General features: G+C 40.5%; 25 protein-coding genes. 21 read left to right on the top strand and 4 right to left on the bottom strand.

Annotation, left to right across the window (positions count from 1 at the left end):
• Window positions 1–57: 57 nt before the first annotated feature.
• Window positions 58–1,038, bottom strand: coding sequence for an asparaginase (locus tag ACNAN0_RS08950; RefSeq protein WP_230914712.1), 981 nt, complete (start codon window positions 1,036–1,038; stop codon window positions 58–60).
• A 112-nt stretch (window positions 1,039–1,150) separates the two neighbouring features.
• Here ACNAN0_RS08950 and mgsA point away from each other — a divergent pair, with 112 nt between their 5' ends.
• The 5 genes from mgsA (at window position 1,151) to ACNAN0_RS08925 (ending at window position 4,688) form a co-directional block, all read left to right on the top strand.
• Window positions 1,151–1,573, top strand: a complete 423-nt coding sequence (gene mgsA / locus ACNAN0_RS08945) for a methylglyoxal synthase (RefSeq protein ID WP_230914713.1) — start codon at window positions 1,151–1,153, stop codon at window positions 1,571–1,573.
• 87 nt (window positions 1,574–1,660) lie between these two features.
• Complete coding sequence (gene tsaB, locus ACNAN0_RS08940; RefSeq protein ID WP_230914714.1) at window positions 1,661–2,392, top strand: tRNA (adenosine(37)-N6)-threonylcarbamoyltransferase complex dimerization subunit type 1 TsaB; 732 nt, start codon at window positions 1,661–1,663, stop codon at window positions 2,390–2,392.
• Complete coding sequence (gene rimI / locus ACNAN0_RS08935; RefSeq protein WP_230914715.1) at window positions 2,376–2,945, top strand: ribosomal protein S18-alanine N-acetyltransferase; 570 nt, start codon at window positions 2,376–2,378, stop codon at window positions 2,943–2,945. The genes tsaB and rimI overlap by 17 nt, the downstream gene beginning before the upstream one ends.
• A complete protein-coding gene (tsaD, locus tag ACNAN0_RS08930) occupies window positions 2,942–3,988 on the top strand; it encodes a tRNA (adenosine(37)-N6)-threonylcarbamoyltransferase complex transferase subunit TsaD (RefSeq protein WP_230914716.1) in 1,047 nt (348 codons plus the stop codon). The genes rimI and tsaD overlap by 4 nt, the downstream gene beginning before the upstream one ends.
• 109 nt (window positions 3,989–4,097) lie before the next feature.
• Window positions 4,098–4,688, top strand: a complete 591-nt coding sequence (locus tag ACNAN0_RS08925) for a pentapeptide repeat-containing protein (protein WP_416353119.1) — start codon at window positions 4,098–4,100, stop codon at window positions 4,686–4,688.
• Window positions 4,689–4,773: 85 nt separating this feature from the next.
• On the opposite strand, the gene ACNAN0_RS08920 is transcribed toward ACNAN0_RS08925, so the two are convergent.
• Together ACNAN0_RS08920 and ACNAN0_RS08915 are read right to left on the bottom strand one after the other, a co-directional pair.
• Entirely contained in the window at window positions 4,774–4,995 is a 222-nt protein-coding gene (locus ACNAN0_RS08920) for a hypothetical protein (RefSeq protein WP_416353118.1), read from the bottom strand.
• Between the two features lie 237 nt (window positions 4,996–5,232).
• Window positions 5,233–7,164, bottom strand: coding sequence for an ABC-F family ATP-binding cassette domain-containing protein (locus ACNAN0_RS08915; RefSeq protein WP_416353117.1), 1,932 nt, complete (start codon window positions 7,162–7,164; stop codon window positions 5,233–5,235).
• A gap of 213 nt (window positions 7,165–7,377) precedes the next feature.
• Between ACNAN0_RS08915 and ACNAN0_RS08910 the strand changes: the two genes are divergently transcribed.
• The gene (locus ACNAN0_RS08910; RefSeq protein WP_230913971.1) at window positions 7,378–8,055 is read left to right on the top strand and encodes a redox-sensing transcriptional repressor Rex; all 678 of its coding nucleotides are present in this window, start codon (window positions 7,378–7,380) and stop codon (window positions 8,053–8,055) included.
• 152 nt (window positions 8,056–8,207) lie between these two features.
• On the opposite strand, the gene ACNAN0_RS08905 is transcribed toward ACNAN0_RS08910, so the two are convergent.
• On the bottom strand, window positions 8,208–8,855 hold the full coding sequence (locus tag ACNAN0_RS08905) for a CPBP family intramembrane glutamic endopeptidase (protein WP_230913972.1): 648 nt from the start codon (window positions 8,853–8,855) through the stop codon (window positions 8,208–8,210).
• A 145-nt stretch (window positions 8,856–9,000) separates the two neighbouring features.
• Here ACNAN0_RS08905 and groES point away from each other — a divergent pair, with 145 nt between their 5' ends.
• The 15 genes from groES to yajC all read left to right on the top strand — a co-directional run bounded on the left by groES (window position 9,001) and on the right by yajC (window position 24,889).
• Window positions 9,001–9,285 carry a co-chaperone GroES gene (gene groES, locus ACNAN0_RS08900; RefSeq protein WP_230913973.1) on the top strand — a complete coding sequence of 95 codons (285 nt, stop codon included), beginning with the start codon at window positions 9,001–9,003 and terminating at the stop codon, window positions 9,283–9,285.
• Window positions 9,286–9,319: 34 nt separating this feature from the next.
• Window positions 9,320–10,948, top strand: a complete 1,629-nt coding sequence (gene groL / locus ACNAN0_RS08895; protein WP_230913974.1) for a chaperonin GroEL — start codon at window positions 9,320–9,322, stop codon at window positions 10,946–10,948.
• A gap of 138 nt (window positions 10,949–11,086) precedes the next feature.
• Window positions 11,087–11,437, top strand: a complete 351-nt coding sequence (locus ACNAN0_RS08890) for a DUF1827 family protein (RefSeq protein ID WP_230913975.1) — start codon at window positions 11,087–11,089, stop codon at window positions 11,435–11,437.
• Between the two features lie 93 nt (window positions 11,438–11,530).
• A complete protein-coding gene (locus ACNAN0_RS08885; RefSeq protein WP_416353116.1) occupies window positions 11,531–13,360 on the top strand; it encodes an amino acid permease in 1,830 nt (609 codons plus the stop codon).
• Window positions 13,361–13,582: 222 nt separating this feature from the next.
• The gene (locus tag ACNAN0_RS08880) at window positions 13,583–14,383 is read left to right on the top strand and encodes a TIGR00282 family metallophosphoesterase (protein WP_416353115.1); all 801 of its coding nucleotides are present in this window, start codon (window positions 13,583–13,585) and stop codon (window positions 14,381–14,383) included.
• Window positions 14,384–14,386: 3 nt separating this feature from the next.
• Window positions 14,387–14,779: a YlbF family regulator gene (locus tag ACNAN0_RS08875; RefSeq protein WP_416353114.1), complete on the top strand. Its 393-nt coding sequence runs from the start codon at window positions 14,387–14,389 to the stop codon at window positions 14,777–14,779.
• A gap of 14 nt (window positions 14,780–14,793) precedes the next feature.
• Window positions 14,794–17,457 (top strand): DNA mismatch repair protein MutS, encoded by a 2,664-nt coding sequence (gene mutS / locus ACNAN0_RS08870; protein WP_416353113.1) that lies wholly within the window; start codon window positions 14,794–14,796, stop codon window positions 17,455–17,457.
• A 19-nt stretch (window positions 17,458–17,476) separates the two neighbouring features.
• Entirely contained in the window at window positions 17,477–19,495 is a 2,019-nt protein-coding gene (gene mutL / locus ACNAN0_RS08865; RefSeq protein WP_416353112.1) for a DNA mismatch repair endonuclease MutL, read from the top strand.
• Between the two features lie 120 nt (window positions 19,496–19,615).
• On the top strand, window positions 19,616–19,960 hold the full coding sequence (locus tag ACNAN0_RS08860; protein ID WP_230913981.1) for a DMT family transporter: 345 nt from the start codon (window positions 19,616–19,618) through the stop codon (window positions 19,958–19,960).
• Window positions 19,960–20,280 (top strand): DMT family transporter, encoded by a 321-nt coding sequence (locus ACNAN0_RS08855; RefSeq protein WP_230913982.1) that lies wholly within the window; start codon window positions 19,960–19,962, stop codon window positions 20,278–20,280. The genes ACNAN0_RS08860 and ACNAN0_RS08855 overlap by 1 nt, the downstream gene beginning before the upstream one ends.
• 164 nt (window positions 20,281–20,444) lie before the next feature.
• Complete coding sequence (gene ruvA, locus ACNAN0_RS08850; protein WP_416353111.1) at window positions 20,445–21,050, top strand: Holliday junction branch migration protein RuvA; 606 nt, start codon at window positions 20,445–20,447, stop codon at window positions 21,048–21,050.
• 13 nt (window positions 21,051–21,063) lie between these two features.
• The gene (gene ruvB, locus ACNAN0_RS08845) at window positions 21,064–22,086 is read left to right on the top strand and encodes a Holliday junction branch migration DNA helicase RuvB (protein WP_416353110.1); all 1,023 of its coding nucleotides are present in this window, start codon (window positions 21,064–21,066) and stop codon (window positions 22,084–22,086) included.
• 26 nt (window positions 22,087–22,112) lie between these two features.
• Window positions 22,113–23,144, top strand: a complete 1,032-nt coding sequence (queA, locus tag ACNAN0_RS08840) for a tRNA preQ1(34) S-adenosylmethionine ribosyltransferase-isomerase QueA (RefSeq protein ID WP_416353109.1) — start codon at window positions 22,113–22,115, stop codon at window positions 23,142–23,144.
• Between the two features lie 108 nt (window positions 23,145–23,252).
• Window positions 23,253–24,395 carry a tRNA guanosine(34) transglycosylase Tgt gene (gene tgt / locus ACNAN0_RS08835; protein ID WP_230913986.1) on the top strand — a complete coding sequence of 381 codons (1,143 nt, stop codon included), beginning with the start codon at window positions 23,253–23,255 and terminating at the stop codon, window positions 24,393–24,395.
• A 65-nt stretch (window positions 24,396–24,460) separates the two neighbouring features.
• Window positions 24,461–24,889 carry a preprotein translocase subunit YajC gene (gene yajC, locus ACNAN0_RS08830; protein ID WP_269073918.1) on the top strand — a complete coding sequence of 143 codons (429 nt, stop codon included), beginning with the start codon at window positions 24,461–24,463 and terminating at the stop codon, window positions 24,887–24,889.
• Window positions 24,890–25,168 lie beyond the last annotated feature (279 nt).

Below are 25,168 nucleotides of genomic sequence, written 5' to 3'. Positions count from 1 at the left end.
TCATTTAATTTTAAACGTATTTTATATCGAATTTACGACTTAAACTGGTCAGCTTTATCAGGAAACGGCATCACTTAAATAGTGACGAATTTGATCATTGTTCATGCCAGCACTTAGACCGACTAACAATTTGATTCGTGCCTTTTGGCCATTTAAGCCACGGCAGAAGATGATGCCCATCTTTTTCAAGCCAACACCTCCACCTTCGTACTCATAGACGTCTTCAGCAATACCGTTAAAACAGCGTGAAACCAATACTACGGGAATGTTCATATCAATGATCTTTTTTAAAGCAGGTAAAGTTTGAGGTGGCATATTGCCAGCACCCAAAGCTTCTAGAACTATGCCATTCGTGCTGGGTTGAGCCAGAACCTCTAATAGTTGAGCATCCATACCTGCATAAGCTTTGACAAGATATACGTGATCAATCACATGATCAAGCTGGACATTTTCTAGTCGAATTAGTTCTTGAAAGAACTGGACTTGATGCTTGGCTACTAAACCGATGGGGCCAAACGTAGGGGTTCGAAACGTAGATACATTCGTTGTATGTGTTTTGGTTACATATCTAGCCGTATGGACTTCGTCATTCATTACGACTAGGACCCCCTTATTCCGAGCTTCTTCAGAATAAGCAGTCCAGATCGCACTAATAAAATTATAAAGACCATCTGAGCCAATTTCATTGGAAGAACGCATGGCACCGGTTAATACGACGGGAATCGTATCTGGTAGCGTCAAATCTAAAAAATAGGCGGTTTCTTCTAGGGTATCGGTACCGTGAGTGATCACAACGCCATCGATGCCGGCTTTTTCAGCTTGAAGAATACGATCGTGAAGTTGTAACATCTGCTCTGGCGCCATATGAGGTGATGGCAAATTAAAGATTTCCTCAGAAATCAATTCTATTTTATGATCAAACAGATCTTCAAAATTGTCAGTTAATAAAGGATTTACTTCGTTGGGCGTCACGTCACCATTGTCGCTTTGAGACATTGAGATCGTACCGCCAGTATGTAGTGCTAGTATTTTTTTCATAATTGTCTTCCTTTCTTTTAGTATTTTAGCGGAGGGCGGCAACTACCTCAACAAAAAAATTTACTTTGTTGTAGAATAAAAGATATAGTTGTTCGAAAATAGGAGGGTTATTATGCGCATTGCGTTGATTGCACACGATAAGAAAAAAGATTTAATGGTACGCTTAGCAACAGCTTATGAGCCAATTTTGCAACAGCATGAATTATTTGCAACAGGTGCTACTGGGCAGCGAATCATGGACGCTACTGATTTAAGAATTGAAAAGATGAAGTCGGGGCCTTTGGGCGGTGATCAACAAATTGGTGCTTTAATTTCTGAAAATAAAATTGATTTAGTGATCTTTTTACGCGACCCTTTAACAGCACAACCCCATGAACCTGACGTAAATGCCTTAATTCGGTTAAGTGATGTTTATGAAATTCCTTTGGCAACTAATATTGGAACGGCCGAGATGTTACTGCGTGGACTGCAAGCAGGTTTCTTGGATTGGCGTAAAACAATTGTTGAATTAAAAGAGCGGCCAATGAATTTATGATTTGTGAAGTGATCTCACTTTTATTTAAATCAAAATCGTGATAAATTAAGTCAGTTGATTGAAATTTAAAAGTTTGGACGATAAATAATGAATATTCTTGCAATTGATACCTCCAGTAAACCTTTGAGTGTTGCCATTACAGCTGATGATCAAATATTATCAGAAGTGACCTTGAACAAAGGGTTTACACACAGTCAGACGTTGATGCCTACGATTGATGATTTGTTGAAATTAAGCCAGCTGACAATTAAAGATATTGATGGTTTCGCCGTGGCTAAAGGGCCCGGGTCCTATACTGGCTTACGTATTGGCGTTACAACAGCCAAAACTTTTGCCTGGACTTTACACAAACCTTTGTTTGCGTTGTCAAGCTTAGAAGTTTTGGCACGAAACATTCAACAAAGGAGTCAGCTGATCGTCCCATTGATGGACGCCCGGCGCAACAATGTATTTGCTGGTGTTTATCAATGGACGCTGACTAACGATAATCACTTAGAAAATGTTGTCAGTGATCGTCATATCAGTTTGACACGACTGCTAGCTGAAATAAAAGAGTTAAATGAAAAGGCCGTATTTGTTGGGGAAATCAAGCCATTCATGAGCCAAATTTTTGCAGAATTAGGCCATCAAGCTGAATTTGCAGCAACGACAGCAAATTTGCCGGCTGCTGCTAATCTTGGCTTAGCAGCAATTGATGCTACACCAATCAAAGATATTTATAATTTCACACCAAGTTACTTGCGATTAACCGAAGCGGAGGTCAATTGGCAACGTAACCATAAAGATGAGGGACACGATCCGTATGTTCAAGAAGTTTAGATCTTGGTTTCAACATGAAGATGCCCATATCGACATCAAATTCGAAAATCAAAACGCACAGATCAACGGGCACCAATTTCAACTAACCAGAGCAGATACCGATGACGTTGATGAGATGTTACGCTTGGAGCAGTCTGTCTATGATGGGCAAACCCCTTGGGATCGTATGGCTTTTTTGAGTGAATTACGCAAGCGTGAGCTATCCTTATATTTAGTCTTATGGGATGAACAAAAATTAGTTGCTTTTATTGGCTGTTGGTTTACGAAACGTGAAAGTCATATTACGAACATTGCTGTTGCGCCCCAATACCAAGGTCAAGGTGTCGGAAAATACCTAATGCAATTTATGATTGACATGGCGATTTCTTTTGATAGTCAGGCAATGACATTAGAAGTTCGGACGACCAACGTTATTGCGAAGGGGCTATACCACAAGTTAGGTTTTGAAGATGGCCCGGTCAAACGGGGTTATTATGTTATGGATCATAGCGATGCCATGGAAATGCGTAAAGCATTGAATGAAATATTACCAGTAGAGGAGCGAAATCAGTGAAGGCAACGAATGAATTAATCTTGGCAATTGAATCTAGTTGTGATGAAACAAGTGTTGCAGTTGTTAGGGATGGACAAACGATCTTAAGTAATATTATTGCCACCCAAATCAATTCCCATAAACGTTTTGGTGGGGTCGTACCTGAAGTTGCCAGTCGTCACCATGTGGAGGCTATTCTGGTTGCTGCTCAAGATGCCTTAGATGAAGCTCAAGTGACTTATGATGATCTACAAGCAGTCGCTGTAACCGTTGGCCCAGGGTTGGTTGGCGCTTTATTGATTGGCATTTCAGCTGCGAAAGCCATTAGCTTCGCACATAGCTTGCCTTTAATTCCGGTCAACCATATGGCTGGTCATATCTATGCTGCTCGTTTGGTCCATGAATTGACTTATCCGTTAATGGCCTTGCTGGTTTCCGGTGGCCACACGGAATTAGTTTATTTGCGCGCACCAGGTGAATTTGAAATTATCGGTGACACGCGCGATGATGCTGCTGGCGAAGCCTATGACAAGATTGGTCGCGTCCTCGGCGTGCCTTATCCTGCCGGCAAAACCATTGATGCTATGGCACATGAGGGCAAAGATACATTTGACTTTCCCAGAGCGATGTTGCAAGAGGACAACTTAGATTTTAGTTTTAGTGGTTTAAAAAGTGCATTTATTAATACGGTTCATCATGCCGAACAAAAGCAGGAAGCATTGTTAAAAAATGATTTGGCCGCTAGCTTTCAAGCCAGTGTGATCGATGTATTAGTAGGTAAAACGATTAAAGCATTACAGCAATACCCAGTCAAACAGCTAGTTGTTGCTGGTGGTGTTGCTGCCAACCAGGGTTTAAGAGAACAATTAGCCGCACATTTGGCAGCGGCAGGTTTAGATCAAGTTGAAGTGATCTTTCCACCATTGCGCTTATGTGGTGACAATGGGGCAATGATTGGGGCAGCGGCCCATGTTGCTTTACAAAAACACGAACCTTTTGCGGATTTGACCTTAAATGCTGATCCAAGTTTGTCGTTTGACTATGCTGAAACGATGCTTAGTTGATTTACCTATCTTGTAATCTAAATGACTGGTAAGGTGGATATGCCTGATGCCAGTCATTTTTGTATGCTGTTGGGTGAGTCATATATTGAAGTTAAAAAGGAGAATCTGTATGATAGAAAACCAACAACTAGCTTTAGATCAAGTAATTGCGGAGGAATCGTATATCAATTGTCAATTCATAACCAGTAATCGAAAAACACACTTCAGTGACCTTACCTTTGAGCATTGTCATTTTGAGCAAACTGATTTCACCGATACCGAATGGTTAGACTGTCATTTTGTAGATATCGATTTTGCAAATAAAAATTTCGATCAAAGTGCAATATACCGTTGTAATTTCCAACATTGCCAATTAGTGGGCACTCAATTTGAACAAAGTCGGTGGCAAGACTGTCATATTGAAGCGTCCAAAGGCGATTATGTGAATTTCAGTGATAGTCGTCTGACGAAAGTTGTTTTTGATAACGTTAGGCTGTCAGAAGCTTTTTTCCAAGCGGTTCAAATTAAAAAGTTGTTGCAGTTTAAAAATTGTGAATTGATGGCCAGTGACTTTTCAGATACGATTCTAAAAGATGTCAATCTTTCTAGTAGTGAAATTTCAGGTCTGCGTGTAGATCCTAAGTTGATCGCCGGTCTAAAAATCAGTCCCTTTCAGGCAACTCAATTTGTTCAGTTATTAGGTGTTCAGATAAAATCATAAGTTGGATTTTGTTGTCAGCCTCATTACTTTACACGTGTGTCTATGCCCAAGGTTAATCGTGTCTAGAATTTAAATGTATCCTAAGTTAATGTTTTTTGCTGTGAATTAATTGGTAAACGATCGACATTAATGTATACACTATAAGTGGCATTGCACAATACAAATAGCCAAGGACATCAATCCCGCCATTAACAAGGCGCACCATAATGATCATGGCAATTGTTGCAAATAAGCCTGAAAGTGGTAGCCAGTGGTAGTAGACATTTGCGTTTTGTTCTAGTGTATGCATTTTTTTGCGATGTCTCATTTGGAAACAGACCTTTCTTTAGGTACCACTGTTTTACTTTGAACGCTCGTTTGAAGTAGTTGTTTTAAAAAAATATCGTTAATACAATTCAAATTATTTCATCAAGTTTGTTTCTGAGCAAGAAAAGTGCTTTTTCTTATTTTAAAAAAAGTAGCTGAGACAAAACTAACGTTTTGTTTTCAGCCACTATGTGTTTACGAACAATTCAATTTTAAACGTGTTCCAAAAGTGGACCAGTTAGTCTTGACCACCATCTTCCAGAAGCATGCTTTTTTCAGTCCAAGCTTCTTCTAAAGGGGCTAGTTTTTGTTCAATGGCATCCAGTTGTTCTTGAAGTGCCTGCATTTTAGAATAGCTGGTTGCGATTTCTGGAGCTGCCATCTGCGTTTGAATATCTTGACTTTGAGCAGTTAAATCATCAATTTGGGTTTCAAGTGTGGCCACTTCGCGTTCTAATTTGCGGCGCGCGCGTTGTTCAGTTTTGCTTTCCTTGTAAGCCGTTTGCGCTTGAGTGTTTCCTGAGGTGTCGGTTGGGGTTGTTGGGTTATCCTCGGCTTTCATGGCTTCAATTTCAGCTTTTTTCTCTAGGTAGTAATCATAGTTGCCTAAATAAAGTGCGCTGCCTTCGGGTGTAATCTCGGTAATTTCGGTAGCTAAGCGATTGATAAAGTAGCGGTCATGTGAAACAAATAGCACAGTCCCATTAAAGTTTTCTAGTGCTTGTTGCAGGACTTCTTTGCTATCAATATCCAAGTGGTTTGTCGGTTCGTCCATGATCAGGAAGTTATCATGTTCTAGCGCTAATTTGGTTAATAATAGCCGGGCTTTTTCACCACCAGATAGCTGGGCTACAACTTTAGCCACATCATCGCCGGTAAATAAAAAACTGCCGAGTATTGTACGGACATCTTTTTCTGGCATTGTCGGGTGTTCGTCCCAGATTTCATCAAGGACGGTTTTACTAGGATGCAGATTACGCTGTTCCTGGTCGTAATAGCCAATAGAGACGCCAGTACCTAATTGGATCTCACCTTTGATCAATGGAATTTGACCAATAATGCTCCGTAGTAAAGTAGATTTACCAACACCATTGGTACCAATGATAGCGTGAACGTGCCGACGATCCACTGACAAATTAACAGGTTCAGCCATGATTTTGTCTGGCTCATAGCCAATCGCTGCATTTTTGACGCGCAGGACGTCATTACCACTCTTAGTCTCAGCTTCAAAGTGAAAATGAATCGTTTGATCATCGTTAGTTGGCTTTTGAATACGATCTAATTTTTCTAATTGTTTGCGGCGGCTTTGGGCTTGCTTAGTTGTAGATGCACGGACAATATTTTTATCCACGAAATCTTGCATTTTCTTAATTTCAGCTTGTTGCTTTTCATAGGCTTTCCATTCGAGTTCCAGATGTTTTTGCTTCTCTTCTAAAAATTTAGAATAATTACCTTTGTAATGGTCTAAGCGGTCACTATGTATTTCATAAACATCACGTACCACGTGGTCTAAGAAGTAACGGTCATGAGAGACTACCAAAAGGGCACCGGGATAACCAGATAAATAATTTTCCAGCCAAGTCAAAGTTTCAATATCTAAGTGGTTGGTGGGTTCGTCAAGGATCAGTAAGTCGCGTTTTTCCAATAACAATTTGGCCAGTGCTAAGCGTGACTTTTCACCACCAGATAAGGTATTGATTGGTTTGGATTGTACCGCTTCAGGAAACTGGAATCCGTGTAAAACACCACGAATTTCGGCTTGATAACCGTATCCATTTTGTTCAGCAAACCGGTGTTGTAGATTATCATATTGTTTTAGCAATGCCGTATTATGGGCATCATTGGCCATTTGTGTTTCTAGGTCATGCATTTGTTGTTCCATCTTTTGTAAGGGTGCAAAGACGGTTAACATTTCTTCATAAATTGTTTTGTCTGAATCTAAACCCGTATCTTGTGCTAAATAGCCCATAGTCATATCTTTGGGCGTTGTTACTTGACCCTCGTCGGGGGCATTTATACCTGCAAGAATTTTAAGTAGAGTTGATTTACCGGCACCATTAGGTCCAACTAAAGCGGTCCGATCACCAGTTTGAATTTCTAAAGAGAGATTTTTAAAGATATAATCGCCGGAAAATTCCCGGGCAACTTTTTGTGCTTGTAATAATATCAAAATGAGGCACCTTTCTATAAAAAATGGACTTAAAAAAAATAAGTATGAAAACGGATAGGCATAGGCGTTAGCCTTGACTTTTCACAATTAAATAGTTTGTTCGGCGGATAATTTGTTTGATTTTTACTATTAAATCAAGTAATATACATACGAGTTGATTACTTGTTCAGGATGTAATTTCACAATCTATGAAAACTTGAAAGGGGACACATAATGGCAGAAATTAAAATTCCCAAGGCAACTGCCAAAAGATTGCCACTTTACTATCGCTATCTGAACTTTTTAAACGATGCTGACAAGAAAAAAGTTTCATCTACCGAATTATCTGAGGCCGTAAAAGTTGATTCTGCGACAATCAGACGTGACTTCTCATATTTCGGGGCATTAGGCAAACGCGGTTACGGGTACGACGTTAATGACTTATTGAATTTTTTCAAAAAGATTTTAAACCAAGATCGGCTAACAAACGTCGCGCTGGTCGGAGTCGGCAATTTAGGCCATGCCTTATTAAACTATAACTTTAGACAAACGAATAGCATCCGTATTAGTGCAGCTTTTGACAATAATGAAGCAATTACAGGTACCATTCAAAGTGGTGTCCCAATTTATCCAATGGTTGAATTGGTTGAACAATTAAAGGATCAGCAGATCGATATTGCTATTTTAACTGTCCCTAATCCAGCTGCTCAAGATGTGACAAACCAACTAGTTGAAGCCGGTGTTCGCGGTATTTTGAATTTTACGCCGTTACGACTTTCGGTGCCTGATCATGTCCGTGTACAAAACGTGGATCTGGCTAATGAACTGCAAACCTTGATTTACTTCTTAGATCACTACGAAAAAGGTGACAAGCCCGGTGGTGAAGATGTTACTTTAAAATTTGATAATTAGCCAATACAGAACATGAGAAGTCTGAAACAAAAGCAACATTTTGTTTTTGGACTTTTTTTGTACCCAAAATTTTAGCGCTCGCAAATGATTGACCGGCTTTTATACAGCCTAAGAATCTATCGTTAATTAACTTTTACGGCTGATATCAACGATCAATGCCAGCTTTGAACACTAAAGATGAATACAAGACTATTCATCAACATATGAGCCAACATTGTTGTCCAGATCCTACCCGTATAATTATATAAGAAGCAGAAGAAAAGACCAATAGTACTATAAAGTAAAATGTGACCATCTTGGTGGGCAAAGGCAAAAACCAATGATGATATAATTGCGGCACCAATTTTACCGGTGAAAGGTACCAAACGGCCAAAAATTGTTTTGCGGTAAACAAGCTCCTCAATGATTGGTAAAAATAAAAGCACGCTGATGACGTAGTAAGGATACGTTGTCATCGTTGCTAATAAAGTCGCGGTATTTTGTGAAGCAGTGGGGATGTGAAAAAGTAGTCTTTCCAAAGTGCTAGCGCCTAGTTGTAAAAAGATGGCTAGTACGCCGCCTATCAGGCCCCAGATAATGACTTTAGGTTTGGTGGTAAAGGGGTTTGCATTTTCAATCACATTGTTAGGTGCAATTTTGGTATTGAGCCATAGTAACAACAACATGCCTAGTAGGTACCATAATGTCATTACTAGAAAATACCCATTTTTAGCTGGGAGGAACTTTAGAAAAAAAGAGGGCATGATCATTAAGATCAAATAAAGTAATAAGGTTAAAGCAGTGGTATTTCGAGCTTTCAAAATAAATACTCCTTTGTTTTTTCAAAAATATGTTTAAAAAACTTGCAATAAGCAGCGAACATGTATATTATATTTCTTGTGGTTAGCACTTGTCCATCGAGAGTGCTAAATCTTAAATATAACTGATTTATTGGAGGGATTTTTTGTGTTAAAACCATTAGGTGACCGTGTGATCGTTAAAGTTCAAGAACAAGAAGAAGAAACTGTCGGTGGCATCGTTTTAGCGAATAATGCCAAAGAAAAACCACAAACTGGTGAAATTGTTGCCGTCAGTGAAGGTACTTTAGCAGAAGACGGAAAACGTGTCCCTTTGTCTGTTAAAAATGGACAAGTTGTCATGTTCGACAAATATGCCGGATCTGAAGTTAAATATGAAGGCGAAGATTATCTTGTATTACATGAAAAAGATATCATGGCCGTTGTTGAATAACTAAAAAAATAAAATAACTGAGGTGGTAGTAAAAATGGCAAAAGATATTAAGTTTTCTGAAGACGCACGTTCTGCAATGCTACGTGGTGTTGATAAATTAGCTGATACCGTTAAAACAACATTAGGCCCTAAAGGTCGCAATGTCGTTCTTGAAAAATCTTATGGTGCTCCTGAAATTACCAATGATGGGGTTACAATTGCAAAAGATATTGAATTAGAAGATCATTATGAAAACATGGGTGCTAAATTAGTTTCTGAAGTTGCTTCCAAGACTAACGATATCGCAGGTGATGGTACAACAACAGCAACGGTTTTAACACAAGCAATCGTTCGTGAAGGTTTGAAGAATGTCACTGCCGGTGCTAACCCAGTTGGTATCCGTTCTGGGATTGAAAAAGCAACTAAAGCTGCCGTTGAAGCTTTACGTAAAAACTCGCATAAAGTTGAAACTAAAGATCAGATTGCCCAAGTTGCTTCTGTTTCTTCCAGCAATGAAGAAGTCGGTAAATTAATTGCTGATGCTATGGAAAAAGTTGGTCATGATGGCGTCATCACGATTGAAGAATCTAAAGGTATTGATACCGAATTAAACGTTGTTGAAGGTATGCAATTCGATCGTGGTTACTTGTCACAATATATGGTTACTGATAATGACAAGATGGAAGCTGATTTAGATAATCCTTACATTTTGATCACAGATAAAAAGATTTCTAACATCCAAGAAATTTTACCATTATTGCAAGAAATCGTTCAACAAGGTAAGTCATTATTGATCATTGCCGATGATGTTGAAGGGGAAGCTTTACCAACTTTAGTTTTGAACAAGATCCGTGGGACATTCAATGTTGTTGCAGTTAAGGCACCTGGTTTTGGTGACCGCCGTAAAGCTCAACTTGAAGATATCGCTATTTTAACTGGTGGGACTGTGATCACTTCAGATCTTGGTTTAGATTTGAAAGATACAACGATTGATCAATTAGGGACTGCTGGTAAGGTAACAGTTACTAAAGATGATACCACAATTGTTGAAGGTGCTGGTTCTAAGAACGACATCCAAGAACGTGTGGACATGATCAAGAAACAAATTGCTGAAACAACTTCTGATTTTGATCGTGAAAAATTACAAGAACGCTTGGCTAAGTTAGCTGGCGGTGTTGCTGTCATCAATGTTGGTGCTGCAACTGAAACTGAATTAAAAGAACGTAAATATCGGATCGAAGATGCCTTAAATGCCACACGCGCAGCCGTTGAAGAAGGTTACGTCGCTGGTGGTGGTACAGCATTGATGAACGCTATTCCAGCTGTTGCTGCATTGTCTGATGAAGGTGACGTTCAAACCGGGATCAATATTGTTTTACGGGCATTAGAAGAACCAGTACGTCAAATCGCCTACAATGCTGGTAAAGAAGGCTCTGTCATTGTTGAACATCTTAAAGATGAAAAACCAGAAATTGGTTATAATGCGGCCACTGACAAGTGGGACAATATGATCGATGCTGGGATCATTGACCCAACTAAAGTGACACGTTCAGCCTTACAAAACGCTGCTTCCGTTGCTTCATTGATCTTGACAACCGAAGCTGTTGTTAGTGATATTCCTGAAAAGAACCCTGCACCAGCTGCACCAGCTGATCCAACTGGCGGCATGGGCGGCATGATGTAAGCTAATTAAATCTTAGTGGTTTTAAAAAAATTGAATTTTTAATTAAATGAGCAGTATCAAACCAGACAAATTATTTGGTTTGATACTGTTTTTTATATATAATTATTATATAAACTATTAGAAAATGGAGTGATGACCATGCATTTGATTGAAACCCCAGTCCGTTTAAACGCCAGCTTGCATAAAATGATTCCACGCACGATCAATTATCTTTACGGCAAAACAGCGATTAAATTTTTCAAGACTTATACGTTAGATGCTGTTCATATTTATTATATTGATGCTTTTAGTGAAGTCGACGTGATCATGATGGCTGATAAACGTAAAATCAAATCTGAAGAAATTGATTTTACAATTGATAAGCTTTTTCCAGAAGTTTCTCGAACTGAATTAACGGTCGATCCAGCAGCCAAAGCCAAGGTTGAAGCTCGAGCAAAACGTAAATTACAGTATCATGATGTCGTGATCATTCAGCAAAAACGTAAATAATCCGAATTTTGCATAGCTTTTCTTTTTTGAATGTTGTAGACTACAATAGATTCGTATAATGAAAAAAATTGAAACAACTTAAGGGGAAAGAATATGCAACAACTTAAGCGGATATTCATTGGACGTCCGTTAAAGTCCTCAGAAGAAGGCGGACAAAAACTCGGAAAATTAAAAGCACTAGCCATGCTCAGTTCAGATGCACTGTCCTCAGTCGCATATGGGACTGAGCAAATTGTTTTAGTGCTAGCACAGTTGTCTATTGCTGCGATTTGGTACTCCATTCCAATCGCTATTTTTGTGCTGGTATTATTACTGTCACTGACTTTATCCTATCGGCAGATCATTCACGCTTATCCTGGCGGTGGCGGTGCCTATAAAGTTTCGAGTGATAATTTAGGGCGTAATGCTGGCTTAGCTGCTGGCGGGTCCTTATTGATCGATTACATGCTGACGGTTTCTGTTAGTGTGTCTGCCGGTGCGGAGGCAATCACATCGGCAATTCCAGGGTTATATGGTCATCAAGTCGCAATTTCTTTAGTGATCATTATTATATTGATGCTTATGAATCTACGGGGCATGCGCGAATCGGCTTCATTTTTGATGGTGCCCGTTTATTTATTCGTTGCTGTCATCACATTAATGATCATTGTGGGGCTCTATAAGATTTTTACAGGCGCAATTCCGTTTAAAGCCGCACAACATATTGGTGGCGTGGTACCAGGTATTTCAATGGCCTTGATTTTCCGCGCCTTTAGTTCCGGATCTTCGTCGCTGACTGGTGTTGAGGCTATTAGTAATGCAGTGCCGTTCTTCAAAAAACCGCGGGCAAAACATGCAGCTGAGACATTGGCAATTATGGCTTTGATTTTAGGGGCTTTCTTTGCTGGCATCACTTACTTGAACTATTATTATGGGATCGTGCCGCAGGAGAAAGTAACCGTGCTTTCTCAGGTCGCTAGTACTACATTTGGTCATGGATTCCTATTTTATATTGTCCAGTTTGCAACAGCATTCATTTTGGCAGTTGCTGCTAACACTGGTTTTTCAGCCTTCCCAGTCCTAGCTTACAATTTAGCAAAAGATAAGTTTTTACCGCATAACTATATGGATCGTGGCGATCGGTTAGGCTATTCTAATGGTATTTTGACATTAGCAATCGGGTCTGGTGTGTTGATCGTTCTCTTCAATGGTGTCACGGCTAACCTGATTCCATTATATGCCGTGGGCGTGTTCATTCCGTTCACACTTTCCCAGACAGGGATGATCGTAAAATGGTGGCGGCAACGGCCTAAAGGGTGGCTTGGCAAATCTGCTGCTAATTTCACTGGAGCCTTGATTTCATTTGCAATCCTGCTGATTTTATTCATCTATCGAATTCGTGATATTTGGCCGTTTTTCGTGATCATGCCTTTATTAGTCGCACTCTTTTACAAAATTCATGGGCATTATGCCCAAGTTGCTGAGCAGTTGCGGCTAGAGGCGACTGATGCTGAGCTACACCATTATGATGGTGCCACGATTATCGTTTTGATCAGTAATGTCACCCAAGTAACGAAAGCAGCTTTAAGTTATGCAGAGTCATTAGGTGATTACGTGATCGCTGTCCACGTTTCCATGGATGAAAATCCTGAGAAGGAAAAAGAGATTCAAGCACAATTCAAGAAAGATTTTCCTGAGGTACGTTTCGTGGACGTACACTCTAACTATCGTTCCATTGCTAAGCCATTAGTGCGCTTTACCTCAGTGATTAGTCGTAATGCTTTACGGCGAAACTATTCTACGACTGTACTGATCCCTCAATTTGTGCCTAAAAAGCACTGGCAGCAAGCTTTGCATAATCAAACAGCCTTACGTTTGCGCCAAGCTTTTGCAAATAAGGAAAACATTGTGGTTGCCAACTATACGTACCATTTAGCTAAATAAGCGTATGAGACACGTTACAACCAAATACGTTCGTCATTAACCTGTAATTGTATAGTTAATTTAAAACCAGAAGCCCCTAGAGATTAGCCTAATGTGTTAATTTCTGGGGGTCTTTAAGTGGCGGCGATATTGTTTTAAGATAGTTCAAAATTACTAGTATGCTGTTATTTTGACGTAAATATTGGTAAAATGACACTAAGTTTAAAAAGGGAGCGTTGTTGATTGCGCATTTTATTTGTTGGGGACGTGGTTGGGCAATTAGGATTAACGTTAGTTCAAAAGTATATGCCTGCATTAAAGCATCAGTTAAAACCCCAAGTTACGATTATCAATGGTGAAAATATTGCTGATGGCAAAGGTATCACTGAAAGGTTATACAAAGCTTTATTACTGGCTGGGGCTGATGTGGTTACTTTGGGCAACCATGCATTTCGTAAGCGCGAGACTGTCGATTTTATCGGCGGTACTTCCAAGTTGATTCGCCCAGCAAACTTTCCACCACAAGTACCTGGTGCCGGCTATACCATGATCAATGTGAATGGTGTTAAGTTAGCGGTAGTTAATTTGCAGGGCCGCGTTTTTTTAGATAATATTGATGACCCCTTTCAAAAAATAGATATTTTATTAACAAAAATTAAAACTGAAACGGATCTTTGTTTCGTAGATTTTCATGGGGAAGCAACTAGTGAAAAATTAGCCTTTGCCCATTATGTAGATGGTCGTGTAGCCGCGGTGATAGGCACCCACACACATGTTCAGACCAATGACGCCCGTATTTTGGCAAAGGGGACGGCTTATTTGTCCGATGTAGGTATGGTTGGCAGTTACAATGGTATTTTAGGCGTTAAGCCAGAACCAGTCTTACATTCTTTTTTGACCAACTTGCCATCACGGTTTGAACCAATTGAAAGTGGTCCTGGTCAATTAGGGGCTTGTTATATAGATTTAGATGCGACTAGCGGTAAAGCTAAGAAGATCCAGTTGATTCGGATCGACCCAGATCATCCTTTAATGGAGATGTAAGTTGTGGCAGATAAACAACTCGACCAACAATTAGCGGCGTTGCCAGCTGACATCCGGCAAGCATTGACGGCTGTTACTGAAGCGATAGCAGCTGTCCCAACGATTCAAACGTACCAACAGATCGAAGCGCAAGTTAAACACAATCGGCCGCTACAAAAGCAGCAGCAGCAACTAGAACGGGCACAAAAAGAAATCGTGGCCTATCAGCGCATTCAAAAAAACAAGGCTGCTTTGGCGGCTAAAACCAAAGCCGATCATTTAGAAAAAGCAATTGAAACTGATCCGCTGACCATTGCATACCGCCAGAGTTTATATGAAGCCAATGAACTTTTAGAATATATGACGCATTATTTTCAAGCACAATTAGACAAAATTTTGGCAGATAAAGATCAATAGATAAGGAGATTTTTATGCCACAGAAGACACAAGATACGCCAATGATGAAGCAATACCAGGCCATCAAGGATCAATATCCTGATGCCTTTTTATTCTACCGAATCGGTGATTTTTATGAATTGTTTTATGATGACGCCATCAAAGGCTCGCAATTATTAGAATTAACACTCACTGCTAGAAATAAGAGCGCAGATGATCCAATTCCAATGTGTGGTGTGCCACATCATGCCGCGCAGAACTATGTGGATATTTTGGTGGATAAAGGCTATAAAGTTGCGATTTGTGAACAAATGGAAGATCCGCGTAAAGCAGTTGGTATGGTTAAACGGGCGGTGATTCAACTGGTCACACCAGGTACTGTCATGGAGGATAAGCCTGGACAAGCAAAGGAAAATAATTATTTAACTGCCCTTTATGTGGATCAACAGCAGTTTGGTTTTGCCTATGCCGATTTAGCGACTGGTGAAATTTTTGTCACTCAATTTAGTGAGTTTGAGGCCGTTACCAGTGAAATGTTAAGTTTGCAGACCAAAGAAGTTGTGGTACCCGAGGATTTACCACAGCAGTACCGCCAGCAATTAGATCAGTTGGATATTTTAGTTTCTGTCCAAGCCGATCAAAAGCCGACGGCAGAAGTTAGTTTTGTCAGCCAAGGCATTGACGAGCCGATTACGCGAGCGGTGCTCAAGACTTTGGTACTTTATTTAGTATCAACGCAAAAGCGTGCCCTAGCACATTTACAGGTCGCAGTCCAATATGAAGCCGATCAATTTTTACGGATGGATCATCAAGTTAAAGAAACTTTAGAATTGACCCGATCAATGCGAACAGGTGAACGGCAAGGGACCTTATTGTGGCTGTTAGATAAAACCAAGACTGCGATGGGTGGCCGGTTATTGAAGCAGTGGCTGGATCGGCCACTGATCACGCGTCGAGAAATCGAAGCTAGACAGACCCGAGTGGCTGATTTTATGGCTCATTTTTTTGAACGCAGTACGTTACAAGAAGCTTTGACAAAGGTTTATGATTTAGAGCGGTTAGCTGGCCGGGTTGCTTTTGGCAGTGTTAATGGCCGTGACTTACTGCAATTGAAGGGCTCTTTAGCACAAGTGCCAGTTATTAAAAATGTTTTACAGCAGATGGATACAAAAAGCCTACGTGCATTGTTACCTGAACTGGATGAGGTCCCTGAAGTTTATGATTTGATTGATCGAGCAATCATGGACGATGCACCGATCTCTGTAACCGATGGCGGCGTCATCAAAGCCGGTTATAATGAACAGTTAGATCAATATCGTGATGCAATGAATAACAGCAAACAATGGATTTTGAATCTAGAAGCCCAGGAACGTAAGATAACAGGTATCCATAATCTAAAAATCGGATTTAACAAGGTTTTTGGCTACTATATTGAGGTAACCAACAGCAATCTTAAGTTAGTACCTAAAGACCGTTTTGAACGCAAACAAACCTTGACCAATGCTGAGCGCTACATTACGCCGGAGTTAAAAGAAAAAGAGCAATTGATCTTAGAGGCTCAAGAAAAATCAACTGCTTTGGAATATGAACTGTTTACGGAAATCCGCGAGAAAATCAAGCAGCAGATTCAAAGGCTGCAGCACTTGGCAGCAATTATCTCTGAAATTGATGTTTTGCAGGGCTTTTCGGTAATTGCCGAAGAGCAGCACTATATCCAGCCGAAATTTGTCAGCCATCAAAAGGGCATTCATATTGAAAATGGCCGTCACCCCGTGGTCGAAAAAGTGTTGGGGCCCCAACAGTATATTGCCAATGACGTAACCATGGATCAAACGACAGATGTGTTATTGATCACGGGTCCCAACATGTCAGGTAAAAGCACTTATATGCGTCAATTGGCTTTAACCGTGGTCATGGCTCAAATTGGTTCTTTTGTACCGGCCGATACTTGTGAGTTACCGATATTTGATCAAATCTTTACCCGTATAGGTGCTGGTGATGATTTAATTTCAGGTAAAAGTACGTTTATGGTGGAAATGATCGAAGCCAATTATGCCCTGGCTCATGCCAGCAATCGCAGTTTAGTTTTATTTGATGAACTGGGCCGAGGAACTGCAACTTATGATGGTATGGCTTTAGCCCAGGCCATTATTGAGTATATCCATGATCATATCCACGCTAAAACACTTTTTTCCACTCATTATCATGAACTAACACAGCTCAGTGATACATTAGCCAAACTAAAAAACATCCATGTTGGCGCGACTGAGGAAAATGGCAAGTTGATTTTTATGCATAAAGTTTTGCCTGGCCCAGCCGATAAATCTTACGGAATTCATGTCGCTAAGTTAGCCGGTCTACCGGATAGCTTATTGAAACGTGCCGATGGCATTTTACAGCACTTGGAAGCTGGTTCTAAGGCAAATACACCTAGTAAGCCAGCTGCTACGCCAAAGATCAAAACACCAAACTCAACGAGTCAAACACCACGGGAACAACCGGCAGCAATTCAAGAAACACAGCAGCCATTACCTGAAGTTGAGCCAGATGGGCAATTATCTTTATTTAAAGAACCAGAGGTTGTAGACTCTAAAGCAGAGAAAGTACTGCGCGCTATTCATGAATTGGATCTTATGAGCCAGACGCCGATGGATACAATGAACTTGATTTATAAATGGCAGCGACAATTAAAAAAATAATAACTAAGGAGGGTGTTAGATGCCAGATATTCATGAATTACCGGAGCAGCTTAGCAATCAAATTGCTGCTGGGGAAGTGGTGGAGCGCCCTGCCTCAGTTGTCAAAGAGCTCGTTGAGAATGCCATCGATGCGGGTGCCGATCAGATCGATATCAGTGTGACGGATGCTGGCTTGAGTCGTATTTTTATTAGTGACAATGGTGGGGGTATCAAAAAAGATCAAGTTGAATTGGCTTTTTTACCACATACGACTAGTAAAATTTCAAGTCGAGATGATTTATTTCGGGTTCACTCCTTAGGGTTTCGTGGGGAAGCTTTAGCGAGCATTGCGGCCGTTTCACGGACGACCATGTTGACGGCAACGCAACCAGGATTGGGCACCTTGATTAAGCTTGAAGGTGGTAAGATTCTGTCGGAAACAACGCAGACCTCTCGTCAAGGCACTTCTGTTGAAGTGCGTGATCTATTCTTCAATACGCCGGCACGTTTAAAATATGTCAAGTCAGTCAACACAGAACTATCACATATTGCTGACATTTTAAATCGGCTCGCATTGGCAAATCCAGCAATTGCTTTTACATTTTCCAGTAATCAAAATATTTTATTGAAAACCAGCGGGTCCGGCCAGCTCCTGCGCACGATCACTGAGATTTATAGTGTTGGTGTCGGTCGGCAAATGTTGGCGATTGAAAATCATGATTTGGATTTTAAAATAACCGGCTTTGTATCTCTACCCAAACTAACACGAGCCAGCCGTAATTATGTTTCTTTATTCATCAATGGCCGTTATGTGAAAAATTATGCGTTAAATAAGGCAATTATTGCTGGCTACGGCAGTAAATTAATGGTTGGTCGTTACCCATTAGCAATTTTGAATTTGCAAATGGATCCTTTTTTGGTAGATGTGAATGTGCATCCCACGAAACAAGAAGTTCGTTTAAGCAAAGAAGATGAACTCGGAACATTGATCACGCAGAGTATTGCTGATAAAATGCGGGCACAAAATTTGATTCCTGATGCTATTAGTAATTTGCAAGGTCAACAACAGACGCATAAACAGAAATCAGAACAACTGGCCGTTGATTTGGATGCGACTTCGGCCGCTTATTTGAAACCGCAAGGACATGCTCAGACAAGTGCGAATGCGCCTTCAGCTGTCCAGTCTGCTAAAGCTGATACAATTCAGGAACAGCCCGCTCAATTGGCAATGCAATCAGATACCCAGCCAGTCCAGTCGCAAAATGCGGCCTCAGCTAGTTCGGCTTACTCAGTATCAACAGGTGTCATATTTAAAGAGCCACAACGCTTAGCCGCTTGGGATCAGCGTTATCAAACAGAAACACCACCGGCAATTTTTGATACATCAAGTAAAGCAGATTCAAATGCTGCCGCTGAAGATCAGTTACAGACAGTGGGGACGCCAATCAAATCACGTTTTCCTGATCTGGCTTATATCGGTCAAATCCATGGGACTTATTTAATTGCTGAGAGTGAAGATGGATTTTATTTAGTAGATCAGCATGCGGCTCAAGAACGGGTCAATTATGAAAAGTATCGGCAAGCGATTGGTGAGGTGAGTCAGGACCAACAAAATTTATTAGTACCGATCGTGCTGAACTATCCTAGTGCCGATTATTTGGCTATTAGTAATCGGCTCGACTTATTGGCCAAGGTTGGTATACATTTGGAGCCATTTGGTCAGAATAGCTTTGTGGTGCATACACATCCCACTTGGTTTAAAAAAGGTCAAGAGGAAGAGACACTCAAAGAAATGATCGACTATGTTTTGGCTGATAAGCATATGACGGTAGCTAAGTTTCGGGAAAAGACGGCTATTATGATGAGCTGTAAGCGCGCCATCAAGGCCAATCATCATCTCGATACATTACAAGCTAAAGCACTACTACAGCATTTACGCCAGGCTGAGAATCCATTTAATTGTCCCCATGGTCGACCGGTGTTAGTCCATTTTACGGACAAGGATATGGCCAAAATGTTTAAACGAATTCAAGATGCACATACAAGTTTTGGTTTATAACAGAAATGTGCTAAACTTAAAACAATTAGATATTGTTAAGTGGAGAATTTCGGCTCTTAGGATGTAGCCATGCATTCTAAGGGCTTTTTGTTTGGATTTTAATAATGGAGGTTGAGTTAATTGAGTTATTTTAAGTTGATATTGGCTGGCTTGCTTGAAATCGGCTGGGCTTATACAATGACCCTTTCACACGGTTTCACGCGCTTGTGGCCGACATTAATCACCATTGTGATTCTGTTTGTCAGTTTTTACCTGTTAGAGTCAGTGATCAATGAATTTGGGGTTGGTGTGTCTTATGCTGTTTTTACGGGAATTGGTACAGCTGGAACTTCAATTGTTGGAATGTTGTTTTTACATGAATCGCACCAACCCTTGAAAATTGTCGCTCTGGTGATTTTATTGATTGGTATTATTGGCTTGAAACTAGCTGATGACCTTCCAACTAAAAAGGCTGGTGATCAATAATGGACTGGTTTTTATTAATTATTGCTGGATTTTGTGAATTGGGTTTTATTGCCTTTGTTAGTAAAGCACAAAGCAGCGGCAAACGTTGGTATAGTTTGATTGCCATGGCTTTTGTACTTGTGAGTATCACGATTTTAAGTATTGTGACCAAGACGGTACCCTTGGGGATCGCCTATGCCGTGTGGACAGGGATCGGCGCAATTAGTTCGGTAGCTTATGGCGTTCTCGTTTTGAAAGAATCTTTTAACTGGCTAAAGGGGCTGTTCGTTTTGATGATCATTGCTGGTGTTGTCGGGCTGCGCTTATTCGGTGAAGGCTGAAGCACAAAATCAGGTATCATGACCAAGCCACTATATTTGTTTGGTTCTGATTCGTGCGTAGCCGCTGCCTGTTTTTTAGCTTGTTTTCTATTTTCGAAAAATACTAAAAAATATGATACAATCAAGAACGCAAACATTTGTACCCCACCAAGGAGTTTAAAATCATGTTTGAATATTTAAAGGGTTTGCTCGTGCAAATCGAAGCAAGTTATGTTGTCCTTGATGTCAACGGGATTGGCTACAAAATATTAGTGGCAAATCCCTTTGCCTACACAGAGGCTCAAGCAACTAAAATTTATATCCATCAAACCATTACTGAAAGTGCACAAATCTTATATGGTTTTGTCGATCAAGCTGAGAAACAGCTTTTTGAGTTATTGATTGCTGTTACTGGTATTGGCCCCAAAAGTGCCTTGGCGATTTTAGCTGCCAGTAATCACGATGGTTTGATCAAAGCGATCCGTACAGAAGATATTAAGTTTTTGATTAAGTTTCCTGGGGTCGGTAAAAAAACAGCCCAACAAATCGTGATCGATTTAAAAGATAAAATAACAAAACTTGGTCAAAGGGATATTTTTGCAACCGAAAGTTCTGTGGTTACGAAGACCAAACCTCAAGAAGCATCTTCCTTACAAGATGCTTTAGCGGCTTTAAGTGCTTTAGGTTTTTCAAATCGTGAAGTTCAAAAGATCGTACCAACATTAGAACAATTTTCAGCAGATTCAACAGATGCATACCTGAGAGAGGGTTTGCGATTGTTAACGAAGTAAAGGAGCGTTTAAGATGTCAGAAGCATTTGATCAAGATCGTCTGGTCGCTCAAGCCGCCGATGATGATCAAGAAACGATTATCGAAAAATCGCTCAGGCCTAGAACCATTCAAGAGTATATTGGTCAAGAAAAAATTAAAAATGAGCTGCGCGTTTATATCGAAGCTGCAAAAAAACGCGAAGAAGCTTTGGACCATGTCCTCCTATATGGCCCTCCTGGTCTGGGTAAAACGACCTTGGCTTTTGTGATTGGTCACGAAATGGGGGTCCATGTGCGGACAACTAGTGGGCCAGCAATTGAAAAATCTGGTGATTTGGTCGCTTTATTAGCTGAACTAAAAGCAGGGGATATTCTTTTCATTGATGAGATTCATCGTCTGCCTAAAGCTGTTGAAGAAGTGCTTTATTCGGCTATGGAAGATTTTTACATCGATATTGTGGTTGGTGAAGGTCCGGCGGCGCACCCGGTCCATTTTCCATTGCCGCCTTTTACTTTGATTGGTGCAACCACCAGAGCAGGTTTACTGTCGGCACCTTTGCGCGATCGGTTTGGCATCGTCGCCCATATGAGTTATTATACAGTGGCTGAACTTAAGACAATCGTCCAGCGGACAGCAGATATTTTTAATATAAAAATCACAGCTGATGGTGCTATTGAAGTCGGCCGTCGCTCTCGTGGCACACCGCGAGTCGCCAATCGCTTATTAAAGCGAATCCGTGATTTTGCTCAGGTAGCGGGACAACATTGCGTTGATGCCAGTACGGCTGATGATGCCTTGAATCAATTGGAAGTCGATAATGACGGCTTAGACCAAGTAGATCGTAAAATTTTGACAATGATCATCAAATTTTATAACGGTGGCCCGGTTGGTTTAAAGACTATAGCGGCCAATGTTGGCGAAGAGGTTCAAACAATTGAAGAGATGTACGAACCTTATTTGATGCAAAGTGGCTTTTTAAAACGGACACCTCGGGGACGAATGGCAACTGCTAAGAGTTACCAACATCTAGGACTTCAACGGCCTGAAGCTAAATAATTAATTAGAAAGCGGCGTATTATTATATGTTAACAACTGAAGATTTTGATTATGATTTACCTCAAGAATTAATTGCTCAAACACCTTTAAAGGAACGGGATGCTTCAAGGATGCTCGTTTTGGATCACCAAACTGGAAAAATGGAAGATAAGCATTTCTACGATATTTTGGATGAATTAAATCCTGGTGATGCGGTGGTAATGAACGATACTCGTGTGATGCCTGCCCGCTTGTATGGTATTAAGCCAGATACAAAGGGGCATATGGAAGTATTACTGCTACATAATACCGAGGGCGACAACTGGGAAACTTTGATGAAACCAGCGCGCCATGCCAAAGTTGGGACTGTTATTGAATTTGGTGATGGTTTATTGAAGGCAACCGTTACAAAAGAATTAGAACATGGTGGTCGAATGGTTAAATTTGACTACGATGGTATTTTTATGGAGATTTTGGATAAGCTGGGTGAAACACCACTACCACCGTACATTAAAGCTAAGCTGGATGATCCGGAAATGTACCAAACTGTCTATGCCAAAGAGAGCGGTTCTGCTGCAGCGCCAACTGCTGGCTTACATTGGACAAAAGAGTTGTTAAAAAAAGCCCAGGATAAAGGTATCAAGCTGGTTTACTTAACATTACACGTTGGTCTAGGGACGTTTAGACCAGTTTCTGTTGACAATATTGAAGATCATAAAATGCATTCAGAATTTTACCGTTTGAGTGAAGCAGCTGCTAAAACTTTGAATGATGTTCGCGCTAATGGCGGCCGTATCATTGCTACCGGTACAACATCAATTCGGACACTAGAAACAATTGGTACAAAATTTGATGGTCAAATCAAAGCAGATAGTGGCTGGACAGATATTTTCATTAAGCCAGGGTATCAATGGAAAGTTGTGGATGCGTTTATTACAAATTTCCATTTACCTAAATCGACTTTGGTGATGTTAGTTGCTTCATTTACAGGTCGAGAATTAATTTTAAAAGCCTATCAGCATGCAATCGATGAACGTTATCGTTTCTTCAGTTTTGGCGATGCGATGTTTATTAAATAAAGCTTGTTTGAGACAGATGAGTTAAATTTATGTTAGTTTTATGCTAGACTCAAACTATTGTCGTTTAAAGCCGCAAAGGCGATCGTTTAGATTTTAGGAGTTGTTGATATGACCGCAGCGATCCAATATCGCTTGATCAAACAAGAAAAACATACTGGTGCTCGTTTGGGTGAGATCATTACCCCACACGGTACTTTTCCTACCCCTATGTTTATGCCGGTAGGGACATTAGCTTCTGTGAAAAGCATGGCCCCAGAAGAATTGAAAGAGATGGGTGCCAACATCATTCTCTCAAATACGTATCATTTATGGTTGCGTCCGGGTGAAGAAATCGTCAAAAAAGCGGGCGGTTTACATCAATTCATGAATTGGGATCGCGGCGTTTTAACTGATTCTGGGGGTTTTCAAGTTTTTTCTTTAGCTGAAAATCGTAATATCACTGAAAAGGGTGTTACCTTTAAGAACCATTTAAATGGGGCGAAGATGTTTTTATCACCCGAAAAAGCCTTGCAAATTGAAAATGATTTGGGTGCTGATATTATCATGAGTTTGGATGAGTGTCCGCCATTCTTTGAAAGTTACGAATATGTCCGTGACTCAGTAGCGCGAACTAGTCGTTGGGCTGAACGTGGGTTGAAAGCACATCGTGATCCTGAAAAGCAAGGTCTTTTTGGTATTGTTCAAGGTGCCGGTTTTCAGGATCTTCGAACTCAAAGTGCCAAAGATCTCGTAAGTCTGGATTTTCCGGGTTATGCGATTGGTGGCTTATCAGTCGGCGAATCTAAGTCAGAAATGAATCGTGTTTTAGATTTTACAACGCCATTATTACCCGAACAAAAACCACGCTACTTAATGGGTGTGGGTTCAGCGGATGCACTAATTGATGGCGTGATTCGGGGGATTGATATGTTTGATTGTGTCTTACCAACTCGGATTGGGCGTAATGGTACGGCAATGACCTCTCAAGGACGGGTTGTTGTTAAAAATGCTAAGTATGCTGAAGATTTTACACCGTTAGATCCAAATTGTGATTGTTATACTTGTCGTAACTATACCCGTGCCTATATTCGGCATTTGATCAAATCTGATGAGATTTTTGGATTACATTTAACAAGTTATCATAACTTGTATTTCTTGTTACATTTGATGCAACAAGTTCGGCAGGCAATTATGGATGATAATCTATTAGAGTTTCGCCAAGATTTCTTTGAAGCCTATGGTTTTAATAAAGAAAAAGCAAAGAATTTCTAGGTTAGTGGTCATTAAGTTCATTTTTTGCTAGAATTGATATATTAAATAAAACGAGGTGTCTTTAATTGAATTTATTTGCAGCCGCAGGTGGCGGTAACTGGTCCTTCATTCTGATCATTATTGTGATGGGGGTTGTCATGTACTTTAGTATGATTCGACCACAAAAGAAACAACAACAAAAACGTCAAGAAATGTTTAGTCAGATGAAAAAGGGCGATCGAATCGTAACGATTGGTGGTCTACATGGTGTGATCGATTCAGTTGATACCGCCGCAAAAACCGTCGTGATCGATAGTGATGGTATTTATTTAACTTTTAATATTTCGGCAATCCGTGATGTACAGGCAAATACAGCTGTTCCGACAGGTACAACGAGTGCACCTGCAGCCACTGCAGAGACAAAAAATGCTGCACCGGCATCAACAGCTACTGAAACAAAAACGACTACCGATACCACTGATACAAATACGACAGAAGACAAAAAGTCAGAATAATCTTTTTGTAGTTGTGGGCCAAAGTAATAAAGTGTGGGTAGAACTTTTTAAAAGAAGTATAAACTGAAGAGAGAGTGAGACAAAAGGCGCCCAGCGCCTGAGTACCAACAAGAATTACGAAAAATAGTGGACTTGCCATTTGAGTCATTCGTCGTTGGGTGAGGGCGTTGCCTTTTGTAACGCGTTTAAGATATAATTGTTCGTGAAATAAGAGGGGCCGTAGACAAAACATTAATTTTGTCCCGGCCCCTCTATTTTTTTGCCGAAAATTAGCGAAAA

It is taken from the genome of Agrilactobacillus fermenti, assembly GCF_047943045.1.
GTDB lineage: Bacteria > Bacillota > Bacilli > Lactobacillales > Lactobacillaceae > Agrilactobacillus > Agrilactobacillus fermenti.
This window is presented reverse-complemented; position numbering and strand designations above follow the sequence as displayed.

What these genes read in the sequence shown, in the direction of transcription:
- ACNAN0_RS08950 (WP_230914712.1), bottom strand. Translation starts at nt 1,038, where the DNA reads ATGAAAAAAATACTAGCACTACATACTGGCGGTACGATCTCAATGTCT.
- mgsA (WP_230914713.1), top strand. Translation starts at nt 1,151, where the DNA reads ATGCGCATTGCGTTGATTGCACACGATAAGAAAAAAGATTTAATGGTA.
- tsaB (WP_230914714.1), top strand. Translation starts at nt 1,661, where the DNA reads ATGAATATTCTTGCAATTGATACCTCCAGTAAACCTTTGAGTGTTGCC.
- rimI (WP_230914715.1), top strand. Translation starts at nt 2,376, where the DNA reads ATGTTCAAGAAGTTTAGATCTTGGTTTCAACATGAAGATGCCCATATC.
- ACNAN0_RS08925 (WP_416353119.1), top strand. Translation starts at nt 4,098, where the DNA reads ATGATAGAAAACCAACAACTAGCTTTAGATCAAGTAATTGCGGAGGAA.
- ACNAN0_RS08920 (WP_416353118.1), bottom strand. Translation starts at nt 4,995, where the DNA reads ATGAGACATCGCAAAAAAATGCATACACTAGAACAAAACGCAAATGTC.
- ACNAN0_RS08910 (WP_230913971.1), top strand. Translation starts at nt 7,378, where the DNA reads ATGGCAGAAATTAAAATTCCCAAGGCAACTGCCAAAAGATTGCCACTT.
- groL (WP_230913974.1), top strand. Translation starts at nt 9,320, where the DNA reads ATGGCAAAAGATATTAAGTTTTCTGAAGACGCACGTTCTGCAATGCTA.
- ACNAN0_RS08890 (WP_230913975.1), top strand. Translation starts at nt 11,087, where the DNA reads ATGCATTTGATTGAAACCCCAGTCCGTTTAAACGCCAGCTTGCATAAA.
- ACNAN0_RS08885 (WP_416353116.1), top strand. Translation starts at nt 11,531, where the DNA reads ATGCAACAACTTAAGCGGATATTCATTGGACGTCCGTTAAAGTCCTCA.
- mutS (WP_416353113.1), top strand. Translation starts at nt 14,794, where the DNA reads ATGCCACAGAAGACACAAGATACGCCAATGATGAAGCAATACCAGGCC.
- mutL (WP_416353112.1), top strand. Translation starts at nt 17,477, where the DNA reads ATGCCAGATATTCATGAATTACCGGAGCAGCTTAGCAATCAAATTGCT.
- ACNAN0_RS08855 (WP_230913982.1), top strand. Translation starts at nt 19,960, where the DNA reads ATGGACTGGTTTTTATTAATTATTGCTGGATTTTGTGAATTGGGTTTT.
- ruvA (WP_416353111.1), top strand. Translation starts at nt 20,445, where the DNA reads ATGTTTGAATATTTAAAGGGTTTGCTCGTGCAAATCGAAGCAAGTTAT.
- ruvB (WP_416353110.1), top strand. Translation starts at nt 21,064, where the DNA reads ATGTCAGAAGCATTTGATCAAGATCGTCTGGTCGCTCAAGCCGCCGAT.
- queA (WP_416353109.1), top strand. Translation starts at nt 22,113, where the DNA reads ATGTTAACAACTGAAGATTTTGATTATGATTTACCTCAAGAATTAATT.
- tgt (WP_230913986.1), top strand. Translation starts at nt 23,253, where the DNA reads ATGACCGCAGCGATCCAATATCGCTTGATCAAACAAGAAAAACATACT.